The 12228-nt window shown below is 44.6% G+C and carries 9 protein-coding genes; 2 read left to right on the top strand and 7 right to left on the bottom strand.

Annotated elements, in window-relative coordinates; all coding sequences use genetic code 11:
- Positions 1-2: 2 nt before the first annotated feature.
- Positions 3-2897 carry a valine--tRNA ligase gene (locus GWK51_RS03135; protein WP_161932618.1) on the bottom strand — a complete coding sequence of 965 codons (2895 nt, stop codon included), beginning with the start codon at positions 2895-2897 and terminating at the stop codon, positions 3-5.
- 182 nt (positions 2898-3079) lie between these two features.
- Between GWK51_RS03135 and GWK51_RS03130 the strand changes: the two genes are divergently transcribed.
- Complete coding sequence (locus tag GWK51_RS03130) at positions 3080-3742, top strand: hypothetical protein (RefSeq protein ID WP_161932617.1); 663 nt, start codon at positions 3080-3082, stop codon at positions 3740-3742.
- 34 nt (positions 3743-3776) lie between these two features.
- Positions 3777-4583 carry an SDR family NAD(P)-dependent oxidoreductase gene (locus GWK51_RS03125; protein ID WP_100242535.1) on the top strand — a complete coding sequence of 269 codons (807 nt, stop codon included), beginning with the start codon at positions 3777-3779 and terminating at the stop codon, positions 4581-4583.
- A 62-nt stretch (positions 4584-4645) separates the two neighbouring features.
- Here GWK51_RS03125 and GWK51_RS03120 read toward each other — a convergent pair whose 3' ends face one another.
- The 6 genes from GWK51_RS03120 to GWK51_RS03095 all read right to left on the bottom strand — a co-directional run bounded on the left by GWK51_RS03120 (position 4646) and on the right by GWK51_RS03095 (position 12096).
- Complete coding sequence (locus GWK51_RS03120) at positions 4646-5095, bottom strand: YbjQ family protein (RefSeq protein WP_161932616.1); 450 nt, start codon at positions 5093-5095, stop codon at positions 4646-4648.
- A 9-nt stretch (positions 5096-5104) separates the two neighbouring features.
- A complete protein-coding gene (locus GWK51_RS03115; protein ID WP_161932615.1) occupies positions 5105-5452 on the bottom strand; it encodes a YbjQ family protein in 348 nt (115 codons plus the stop codon).
- A 112-nt stretch (positions 5453-5564) separates the two neighbouring features.
- Entirely contained in the window at positions 5565-7010 is a 1446-nt protein-coding gene (adeK, locus tag GWK51_RS03110; protein ID WP_161932794.1) for a multidrug efflux RND transporter AdeIJK outer membrane channel subunit AdeK, read from the bottom strand.
- The gene (locus GWK51_RS03105; RefSeq protein WP_161932614.1) at positions 7010-10189 is read right to left on the bottom strand and encodes an efflux RND transporter permease subunit; all 3180 of its coding nucleotides are present in this window, start codon (positions 10187-10189) and stop codon (positions 7010-7012) included. The genes adeK and GWK51_RS03105 overlap by 1 nt, the downstream gene beginning before the upstream one ends.
- Before the next feature lie 12 nt (positions 10190-10201).
- Complete coding sequence (locus GWK51_RS03100) at positions 10202-11458, bottom strand: efflux RND transporter periplasmic adaptor subunit (protein WP_161932613.1); 1257 nt, start codon at positions 11456-11458, stop codon at positions 10202-10204.
- 32 nt (positions 11459-11490) lie between these two features.
- Positions 11491-12096, bottom strand: coding sequence for a phosphatase PAP2 family protein (locus GWK51_RS03095; protein WP_100242541.1), 606 nt, complete (start codon positions 12094-12096; stop codon positions 11491-11493).
- Positions 12097-12228: the final 132 nt, after the last annotated feature.

The raw sequence follows: 12228 nt of genomic DNA, 5'->3' as shown, positions 1-12228 counted from the left end.
AATTAAAGCGCTTCAATCTGATCCATATTCGCTTTAATCTTCGCTAATTGGTCAGCAAACTCAGCCAATTTCGCTTTTTCACCTTCAACGACAGCCGCAGGTGCTTTCGCCACAAAACCTTCATTTGCAAGTTTAGTTGCAATTTGGTCATGCTGCTTTTGCACTTTGTCTAAGTCTTTTTGAAGGCGACCCAATTCTGCTTTCGGGTCAATTAAACCTTTCATTGGAACAAATACAGACACGTGACCCACAACACTCGATGAAGACAACGGTGGTTGCTCAGCATCTGCCAAGAAAGTAATGCTTTTAACTTTCGCTAAAGCTTTAAACAACGCTTCAATACGGGTGATCTGTGCTTTTTCCGCTTCAGTGGTGTTTTGAAGCAACACTGGTAATAAACGTGCATTACCTAAGCCCATTTCACCACGGATGTTACGTACTGCACCAATTAAACCTTGTAACCACTGCATGTCCGCTTCAGCTTGCTCATTGATTTTCTCTTGAGCAGGCACTGGGTATGCCGCAGTCATAATGGTTTCGCCTTGAATACCGAGCATTGGCGCAAGGGTTTGCCAAATTTCTTCAGTCAAGTACGGCATAATTGGGTGGGCTAAACGTAAAGATGCTTCCATCACTGCCAATAACACACGACGAACTTCTGCTTTACGCTCTTCAGACACTTCAGCATCGTTCAATACTGGCTTGGTCAACTCGACATACCAATCGCAGTATTCATTCCAGATGAAGTCATAAATCGCTTGTGCAGCCAAGTCCAAACGGTAAGTTGCAAAGGCTTGTTGAACCGCAGCTTCAGCTTTTTGTAAACGGCTGATGATCCATTGTTCAGGCAATTCCCAAAGATCAGGACGTGCAGTTTGCCCCACGGTTTGACCTTCAACATTCATCAATACAAAACGGGTCGCGTTCCAAATCTTGTTACAGAAGTTACGGTAACCTTCAACACGCTTCATATCGAACTTGATGTCACGACCTGTGTTGGCAAGCGCACAGAACGTGAAACGTACTGCATCTGTACCGTATGCTTGAATACCTTCTGGGAATTCTTTACGGGTCGATTTTTCAATCTTCGCCGCTTGTTTCGGGTTCATCAAACCTGTAGTACGTTTTTGTACCAAGGTTTCAAGGTCTACACCGTCAATCAAATCTAATGGGTCAAGCACGTTACCCTTAGATTTAGACATCTTCTGACCTTCGCCATCACGTACTAAACCGTGTACATACACAGTTTTGAACGGAACTTGCGGTGTACCATCTTCATTCTTCATGAAGTGCATGGTCATCATGATCATGCGCGCTACCCAGAAGAAGATAATGTCAAAACCCGTCACCAACACATCAGTCGGGTGGAAGGTATTCAGGAAATAGTTTTCCGCATCTTTCTTGGCATCGCCCGTCCAATCTAAGGTAGAGAACGTCCACAGCGCAGAAGAGAACCATGTATCCAGTACGTCTTCATCTTGGCTCAATGCAACATCAGCAGGGATGTTGTTGTTAGCACGCACTTCCGCTTCGTTACGACCGACAAAGACATTACCTTCAGCATCGTACCAAGCTGGAATACGGTGACCCCACCAAAGCTGACGTGAAATACACCAGTCTTGAATGTTGTTCATCCATGCCATGTACATGTTGCTGTACTGCTCTGGTACAAATTTGATGCGACCATCTTGCACCGCTTCAATCGCAGGTTCTGCAAGCGGTGCAATTTTCACATACCATTGATCCGTCAATAATGGCTCAACAATCACACCTGAACGGTCACCGCGTGGTGGCTTCAAGGTATATGGTTGAATTTGGTCTAACCAGCCTTCCGCTTCTGCTTGTTCAACCAATTTCTTACGTGCAGCAAAACGCTCTAAACCAATATAGTCTGCTGGTGCAGGAATGGTTTTAGAAATTTGTTCACCCGCTTTCGCGATGTATTCAAACTCAGCCAATACTTCCGCATTTTTGTTGAAGATATTGATGATTGGCAATTCGCAGCGTTTGCCCACTTCATAGTCATTGAAGTCGTGCGCAGGGGTGATTTTTACACAGCCTGTCCCGAATTCTTTGTCGACATATTCATCTTTAACGATAGGAACGGCACGACCTGTAATTGGCAGAATGATGTTCTGACCCACAAGGTGCGTATAACGCTCATCATCCAGTGCCACTGCAACAGCTGTATCACCCAATAATGTTTCAGGACGCGTGGTTGCCACCACAATGTGATCTTTACCATCGTGGGTGCGGAGTGATTTGTCTTCAAAGAAATATTTGAAGTGCCACAATGAACCTGCTTCTTCTTTATCGGACTCAACTTCAAGGTCAGAAAGTGCAGTTTGCAATTTCGGATCCCAGTTCACCAGACGTTTACCGCGGTAAATCAAACCATCTTCATGGAGTTTCACGAAAACTTCTTTTACCGCATTGGATAAACCTTCATCCATGGTAAAGCGTTCACGCGACCAGTCCACAGAAGAACCTAAGCGACGGATTTGACGTGTAATCGTACCGCCAGATTGTTCTTTCCATTCCCAGATTTTGTCGATGAACTTTTCACGACCCAAGTCATGACGGCTGATGTTTTGTGCACCCAACTGACGTTCGACAACCATTTGCGTTGCAATACCCGCATGGTCCGTACCCGGTTGCCATAAGGTGTTTTTACCAGACATACGGTTATAGCGCGTCAAGGCATCCATAATGGCATTGTTAAAACCATGACCCATGTGCAAGCTACCGGTGACGTTCGGCGGTGGAATCATGATACAGAATGAATCCCCTTGACCCGATGGCTTAAAGTAGCCTTTGTCTTCCCAAGTCTTGTACCATTTTTTCTCGATCTCAGTCGGATCGTAAGTCGTAGCAATATTTTGCGCAGAATCAGTCATAGTCAGAACAGATAAAAAGTGAATAAAAAATTGCACCTAGTGTAGCAAAAAAATAACTGCTTAGGGATGTTCGTCAAATGCTTTGTTTCTGCAATTGTCATGGCAGGTGTTAGGTTTTATGATGAAGGTTGTATAACGACTGCGCATCAGATCGCAGAACTTGATAAAAAGGAAAAAATAGAATGAGTTATGTTATTTCACTCAAGTTGAAATCAGAAACCCATCAACGTTTTCAGGACATCTTTCAACAGTTAAATCAAGGGCAAAGCGAGAGTGTTGCCAAAGCACTGGGCGAGGTACTGGCAGACATTTCCTATGAGGTGATTGATCAGGTTTTTGGTGAAATTACCCGTATTTCACTTTCGGGCGACAACGAATCTGCCAAGGTTATTCATCACATTATGGACACCACGCGTAAATATATGCCATGGTCGGTGTCATTTTTTGGCAATGAACGCCTTGTGCCAATGGTGAATTATTTACATGAGCTGATGTATCAAAAAGACGGGGACTATTATTTGTCCTACGCGGTCGACCCGAAAAATGTCAAAGAATTACTGGGTTTTGCCGAACAGATGCAGCAGGGCGATAATACAGCGGTGGTTCCTGCCTTACATGCCTTTACTCAAATTGTCGATCAGGGCGTGACCCATCTAATTCGTATTCCGAAACAGATGCTGAAATTTAATGTAGTGGTCGATAAGACTTTAAATGGCGTGATTAATGTCACCACGCAAATGGGTTATAAGCGTTTTGATAAATTGGGCACGCAATACGATGCCAAAACCATGAGTCATTATTTCAATCATTTTCTTGTTTTTTTAGGAAATTCAACCAACAATTAGCGCATACGCCGCAATAGCATCAGGATAGTGGATCATGGCAAAGCTAGACAGTTTAGAAAATAAAGTGGTATGGATTACAGGGGCATCTTCAGGTTTAGGTAAAGCCTTGGCACAGGAATGTGCCTTGCAAGGCGCGCAAGTGGTGTTGATGGCACGTCGCTATGAAGAACTAGAAACGGTGCGTGTTGGATTGTTGAATCCAGATTTACACCTTTCAATTTGTGCCGATATTACCAATGAAGCTCAGGTCTTACATGCCTATGAACAAGTCTTGGCTGCCAAAGGTCGCATCGACTGGTTAATTAACAATGCTGGATTAAGCCAGCGTGCGCTGATTGCTGAAACCACCATGCAAACTGAACGTACCATTATGGAAGTGGATTACTTCTCGCAGGTATTTTTGACCAAAACTGTTCTTCCAACGCTGTTAAATCAAAAGTCAGGACGAGTGGTGTTTGTATCCAGTATTGCGGGCTTATTGGGTACGCAATATCGTGCTTCCTATTCTGCGGCAAAGGGTGCCATTCACATGTGGGCAAACAGTCTAAGAGCAGAAGTGGCAGATGAAGGGGTCGATGTTTCAGTGGTATTCCCAGGTTTTGTCAAAACCAATGTTTCAATTAATGCCCTAAATGGTGCAGGGCAGGCACAAGGTTTTGACAATGAAGTGACCGCCAATGGTCTAGAAGCCGATGAATTTGCACAAGATACCGTCAAAGCCTTAATGCAGGGCGATGAATATATTGTGATTGGTGGGCGTAAAGAAAAATTAGGGGTCTTGGTTTCACGTTTGTCACCAAGTGCGCTGTACCGCATGATTCGTAAAGCCAAAGTTAAATAAGATGTAAATGATGGCTTTTAAAAAGCGGGCTAGAGTAGATTTAGCCCGCTTTTTTACGTGTTCTAGTTGTGTGTATCTGTTTTTAAAATAGCGGTGCCATAAGCAAAGACTTCAACCATGCCACCTTGCATACCCATTTCTGTGGTGCTTAAGCGTAAGCCTTGAATTTGGGTGGCGCCCATTTTCTCTGCTTCCAGTTTTAAGCGGACAATCGCTTCTCGACGCGCGCGATCGACCACAGTTTCATAACTGGTCAGTCTGCCGCCAAGCAGGTTTTGTAGATTGGCGATGATGTATTTGAAGTAGTCATGCGAAATCACCACATTGCTGCTGACCATATAGCCCTGTGCGGTATTTTGCTTAAAGCGGCTGATGTCCAAGCGGATATAAGCCAAGCGTTGTTCTTGCTGTGCCAATTGCAATAAATGCTGCCGTTCATTGTGTCGACCAAAGCCCCAACCGACTGCAAACAACACTGCAAAGACAATGATTTGGAAAATTAAACCATCCATGCTGTGGCCTTAAGCGCTAAAAGGGTCAGGAATGCGTTGCATCGGTTCTACAATTACCGCAGTGCCATAAACAAACAGCTCTGAAGCACCTTGAGCAATATTCGAGGTCGAGAAACGAATACCTACCACGGCATTTGCACCCATGGCGCGGGCTTTTTCAATCATGCGATTCATGGCTTCTTGACGTGATTCTTCTAATAATTCGGTATAGGCTGTCAGTTCACCCCCGACAATATTTTTGAGTCCTGCCAGTAAGTCTCGTCCCACATGTTTACTGCGTACCGTGCTGCCATAGACAACATCCAGTTGCTGACGAATGTGATGACCAGGAACAGTTTCAAGATTACTTAATAACATAGAAAGAATAAAACCAATCGGTTGAATTTAAATAGAAACTTGAAGATATGAAATAATGTATCAAAATGCAATAAAAAAGCCCACCGAAGTGAGCTTTGCTATTGTTCAACCTTTATTTTGCCGCTTTCATTTCTGCGGTCGAAGGCTGTTGCTGAATGCTGTCACTGGTATTGGCTTTTACACCGCCACCCAATGTTTTATACAGTTCAACTTGGTTGTTCAGGTCAGCTTGCTTTAATAACAACAAACTTTGTTCAGCCGCATAAGCGCTACGTTGAGAGTCCAATACGGTTAAGTAATTGTCAATCCCTGCGCGGAAGCGGGCATTTGAAAGTTTGTAGGTGGTATTGGTTGCTTCAACCAAACGTTTTTGCGCTGCTAAACGGTCACCAATGTTTTCACGAGTTGCCAAGGCATCATTGACTTCACGGAAAGCAGTTTGAATGGTTTGTTCGTAATTCGACAAGGCAATTTTCTGGTCAATTTCAGAAATTTTGACATTGGCTTTACGTGTGCCCCAGTCAAAAATTGGAATATCCAGACTTGGACCAAGTGACCAAACGAAAGCACCAGATTTAAACAAGTCGCTTAAATCGGTAGAGGCATAGCCCGCAGTACCCGTCAAGCTGATGGTTGGGTAAAGCTGTGCTTTTGCTGCACCAATATTGGCACCCGCAGCAGACAATTGATATTCTGCAGTACGTACGTCAGGACGGTTGTTCAGCAAATCACTTGGTAAGCCAGCACCAATTGCAGCACTTTGAGTAACTTGAGTCACTGGTTGCTTCGCCAGCAAGTTTTCAGGAACAGCTTGACCCACCAACAAGTTCAGTAAGTTTTGTGCCTGAGCCACTTGGGTTTTGTAGTTGGCAACGTCGTTACGTGCTGTTTCTACCGAAATTTGTGCTTGGCGCACAGGCACTTCACTATCGATTCCGACATCAAAACGCTTTTTGTTCAGATTGTAAGATTCAAGCTGAGCTTTTAAGGTTTGATCTGCCAGTTTTAAATTGGCATTGGCAAACGAGTAGCTGAGCCATGCTTGTGCAACTTGACCAATCAAAGAAATTTGCGTCGCATCGCGTGAGCTTTGGGTGGCTAAATAGCTGTCCAAGGCATTGTCTTTTAAGCTACGTACACGTCCCCAAAAGTCCAACTCATAAGCAGTCACACCTAAACCCACATTATAAGTTGTGCTTGGCTTCGTGCTCAGGGTATCTTGGCGCAGAATACTACCACTCGCACCAATGGTCGGCAGTTGGTTGTTTTCTGTGATTTGATAGGTTTGCTGTGCACGTTGAATATTCAAAGTCGCAGTACGTAAGTCACGGTTGTTGGCTAATGCCATTTCAATCACTTGTACCAGACGCGGATCAGCAAAAAAGTCTTTATACCCTTGTTCAGCTACCGATGTACCAGAAGCACTCGCTGTGTAACCTTGTGGAATATTCGCTTGAGCGACGGGTTCTGGACCACGCATGCTTTGACACGCGGTCAAAGCAAGCGCAAGTGCCGATACCGCAATGCTACGACCTGAAATAGACCATACTTTTTGCATCACGATGTTTGCTCCTGATTGTTTTGTGTTTTCGGTTTGTATTTGAAGATACTACGAATCCAAACGAAGAACACTGGAATGAAGAAAATACCCAACAGTGTAGAACTTAGTACACCACCAAGTACACCGTAACCGACAGAGTGCTGGCTACCTGCACCCGCACCTGTAGAGACTGCAAGTGGAAGTACACCGAAACCGAAGGCTAGGGTCGTCATAATGATTGGACGTAAACGTAATTTGGCTGCATGCATGGTAGCTTCAAACAGGTCTTGACCTTTTTCTTGAAGCTCTTTAGCAAATTCTACAATCAGAATCGCGTTTTTCGCAGACAGACCAATCACGGCAATCATGGCGACTTGGAAGTAAATGTTGTTGGCAAGATTCGGGTTGTGTAAGACATGGAAACCGAAGAAAGTTAATCCCACAGCACCCACCAGACCCAGTGGAACCACCAGCATTACAGAGAATGGAATAGACCAGCTCTCGTACAATGCCGCCAAACAGAAGAACACAATCAGTAAAGATAATGCATAGAGCGCAGGACCTTGAGAACCAGAGTCTTGTTCTTCAAGCGATAAACCTGTCCATTCATAGTCAAAGCCTTGCAAGCCCATCGATGGAAGTTTTTGCATGATCTCTTGCATCGCCTGCATTGCTTCACCCGAACTCACACCAGTTGCAGCAGAGCCCTGAATGTTCATGGCAGATACGCCGTTGTAGCGCTCAAGACGTGGTGAACCATAGGTCCATTTGCCTGTTGCAAATGCAGAGAATGGAACCATCGTACCTGCATTATTACGCACGTACCACTTGTTCAAGTCATCAGGCATCATGCGGCTGTTCGCTTCCGCTTGTAAATACACTTTTTTAACACGACCACGGTCAATAAAGTCATTTACGTAGCTACTACCCCAAGCAATACTCATGGTGTTGTTGATGTCAGATAAGCTTACGCCCATTGCACCTGCTTGCGCTTGGTCAATGTCGATTTGATACTGCGGTGTATCTTCCATACCATTTGGACGAACGGCGGTTAGGCGCTTGTCTTGTGCTGCCATGCCGAGAATCGCATTTCGCGCAGCAAGGAGCTTTTCATGACCTTGACCATTCACGTCTTTCAACATGAAGTTGAAGCCTTGGCTGACACCCAATTCAGGCATTGATGGCAATTGTAATGGATAGATCATAGACGCATCTTGAACCATGCCATTCAAACGCATTGCACGACCAATCAGCGCACCAATCTGAGTATCCGCACTGGTACGCTCATCCCAGTCTTTCAATCGAACAAAGGCAATACCTTGGTTCTGACCTTGACCTGTAAATGAGAAGCCCGCCACGGTAAATACCGATTGAACGCTTTTATCTTCTTGTTTCAAGAAGTAGTCATTCACAGTATCCATCGTGGTTGAGGTACGCTCAAGCGATGCATTCGGTGGTAATTGTACCAGTGTCATAACAATACCCTGATCTTCATCAGGTAAGAATGCAGATGGTAAACTACGCAGCAACAATACAAAGATACCAATGATGACCGCATAAAATATTCCAGAGAACACTTTATGATGCGTCATACGGTTGACACCATTTTGATAGCTCTGCGAAATACGTTCAAAGCTACGGTTAAACCAGCGGAAAAAGCGCGCAACAGGATTATTGCTGACAGGCTTGTTCGGATCATGCTGTTTTAAGATGGTTGCACAGAGTGCAGGGGTGAACGTCAGGGCAACGATTAATGAAATGATCATTGCAGTCACGAGCGTAATGGAGAACTGACGATAAATTACCCCTGTGGTGCCCGAGAAGAACGCCATTGGAATAAATACCGCACTCAATACGCTGGTAATCCCGATTAATGCACCAGAAATCTGTTGCATTGAGTTTTCGGTCGCGGTGACAGGATCAAGATGTTCTTCCTGCATAATCCGTTCGACGTTTTCCACCACGACAATCGCATCATCGACCAAAAGACCAATTGCCAAGACCATAGCAAACATGGTTAAGGTATTGATGGTAAAGCCAAAGATGTTGATGACTGCAAATGTCCCGAGTACAACCACAGGAACTGCAAGTGTTGGAATAATCGTTGCACGCCAGTTTTGTAGGAACAAGAACATGACGATGAAAACCAGTGCCACAGCTTCAATTAAGGTATGAAGAACGTTTTCAATCGATAACTTAACGAATGGCGTGGTGTCATAGGCAATTTCATCTTTCAGACCCGCTGGATAGCTTGGACGTAATTTTGCTAAAGCTGCTTCTACCGCTTCAGCAGTATCCAATGCGTTTGCACCAGTGGATAAGCGAATCGCAATACCACCTGCTTCTTTACCATTGTATTTAGAATCAAACTGATACGTTTCTGAACCCAATTCTACACGTGCCACATCGCCCAAACGAACTTGCGCACCTGAAGAGGTATTTTTCAGGAAAATATTACGGAACTGTTCAGGGGTTTGCAGCATGGTTTGCGAGTTAATGGTCGCATTGATCATTTGACCTTTGACTGCAGGTGCACCACCCAATTGACCCACTGCAACCTGAGCATTTTGTGCTGAAATTGCAGAAGAAACATCAGAAGGAGTCAACTGATAAGTATTCAGTTTGGCTGGATCTAACCAGATACGCATTGAGTACTGACCACCAAACACCTGAACTTCACCGACACCAGGAACACGGCTTAGCGGATCCTTAATGTTGGCATTCACGTAGTCTTTAATGTCAGCACCTGAAAGTTTGCCATCAGGAGAGTAAAATGAAACAACCTGTAAGAAGCTTGCCCCAGATTTTTTTACCGTGATCCCTTGACGCTGTACAATTTCAGGTAATGATGCTGTCGCTGTTTGCAGTTTGTTCTGAACTTGTACCTGCGCAATATCCGCATCGACGCCTTGGTTAAAGTTCACATCAATTGCAATACTACCGTTCGACAAACTTTGCGAACTGATATAACGCAAACCATCTAGACCATTTAATTGCTGCTCAATGACCTGAGTCACCGAGTTTTCAATGGTTTCAGCAGAAGCACCAGGATAGTTTGCAGAAATTGAAATTTTCGGTGGTGCAATGGTTGGATACTGTGCAATTGGCATTCCTGTTAGCGTGATAATCCCCGCCAGCATAATGACCAGTGCAATCACCCACGCAAAAATGGGGCGATGAATAAAAAATTTAGCCATTCAGTCTACCCCTTATGCGTGTGAAGTAGCTTTTTGTTCAGTGTTTGATTCAGCCTGTTTCGCTTGAGGTTTTTCAGCAGTCGCTGGTGCAGAAGCAGCTGGTGCTTCAGCCTGAGGTTGATATGGTTTCGCTGTCACAGTTTGACCTGCTTTCACTTTGGCAACGCCCTCGACCACAATTTTCTCACCCGTTTTAATGCCTTCAGTCACAATCCAGTCCTGACCTTGAACACCCACTGTAGTGATCGGACGTGATTCAATTGCACCTTTGGCATCTACAATCATAGCCACTGCTTGACCTGTAGGTGTACGCGTAACTGCCGCTTGTGGAACAAGAATCGCGTTTGGAATGACACCTTGTACGATTTGCGCATTGGCAAACATACCAGGAAGCAACAAGTGATTTGGGTTCGGGAACACGGCACGAATTGTCACTGTACCTGTATCTGTATTCACACTGGCATCAGAGAACGCTAAACGACCTTCGATAGGGTAGTAGCTACCATCTTCCAGTTTCAGTTTGACACGCGTGTTATTGCTGCTGTCTAAACTGCCTTTGCTTAATTGTTGACGTAAACGCAAAAGCTCAGCGCTAGACTGGTTGATATCCACATAAATTGGGTCTAAACGTTGAATCGTCACCAAGGGATCCGTTTGATTCGCAGTTACCAATGCACCCGCAGTGACGGTTGAACGGTTGGTTTGACCTGAAATTGGTGAACGAATAGTTGAATAACCTAGGTCAACTTCAGCATTTTTCACCTGTGCGCGAGCAGCAGCGACTTGTGCTTCAGCCACTTTGACCTGACCTACTAAATCGTCATAGTCTTGTTTGGCAACGGCATTGCTCGAAACCAGTTGCTGATAACGGTTCAGCTTGGTTCTTAATGAGCTTAGGTTTGCTTCTTGTTGCAACAGGGATGCTTTCGCATTATCCAGTGTTGCGCGGTTAGTACGTGAGTCTAGCTCGTAAAGGGCCTGACCTTCACGCACATAACTGCCTTCAGCAAATAAGCGTTTTAGAATAATGCCGCTGGTTTGCGGGCGAACTTCAGATACTTCAAATGCTGTGGTTCTGCCAGAGAGCTCTACAGATTGTTCGACGCTTTGTGGTTGAGCAACAATTACACCCACTTCAGTCGGTGGCATTTGTTGAGATGCAGCAGCCTGCTGCGCATCCTTTGGATCTTTGCTACAACCAACAAGTGCAATACTTGTTGCCAATGCGCAAGCGGTGAGGGCAGGTGCCCAAAGCTTTGCAGACATCATTGTTCCACCTCGGATAGATTATTATCTAAAAATTAATTTATTGTTTGCTTCATACGCTGTTTAAACACGATATAAAGCAGGGTAATCCAAATAAAACTGATGCTCCAACCTGCTAGGACATCCGAAGGGAAATGCACGCCCAAGTACACTCTTGAGCACCCCATTAAAATGAACCATACAATTGCAAAACTACAAATATATGAGGACTTGGAATGGTTGCGATACAGATAAATCACCAGACAACTTAATGCTGCAGCGTAGACGCTGTGCGCACTGGGAAAAGATGCCCCATAACTCTGAACCAAATGCAGCATTTCAGGTGGGCGTGGTCTTGCAATCCAGTATTTTAGTAGCCAAGCAATTGCCCCGCTTCCCAATAATCCTAAACAGATCAAAAATATATCAATATATTTTTTATACCAACTTAAGGCTAAACACCATAAGACGGTCAAAAAAAGCACGAAAGGCATGCCGCCGACTGCTGAAAGTAGGGTTGTGATCTGATTGAGCTCTTCAGTGCGGTGAGTACTCGCCCATTCGACAATAGCAAAATCGTAGGCAAGTAATGCGGGAGTGTTCAAAATCAAGACACTGAAAAATAACAAAAAACAACCAATAATTAACAGCATGTATGGCATGCATTAACCTCTTGTTCGTTTAACCGGACCTCCCCCAGTTAACTTCTGGATCAAAGTGTACTAGCCAGTACACTTTTTTTCAAGCCTGTGTGAACTCGGTTAAATTTCTCTATTGTAAAGTGGAAATATAAC

It is taken from the genome of Acinetobacter kanungonis (genome assembly GCF_009939195.1).
Classification (GTDB): Bacteria; Pseudomonadota; Gammaproteobacteria; order Pseudomonadales; family Moraxellaceae; genus Acinetobacter; species Acinetobacter kanungonis.
The sequence above is the reverse complement of the archived record's forward strand: the minus strand, read 5'-3'. Positions and strand labels throughout refer to the sequence as shown.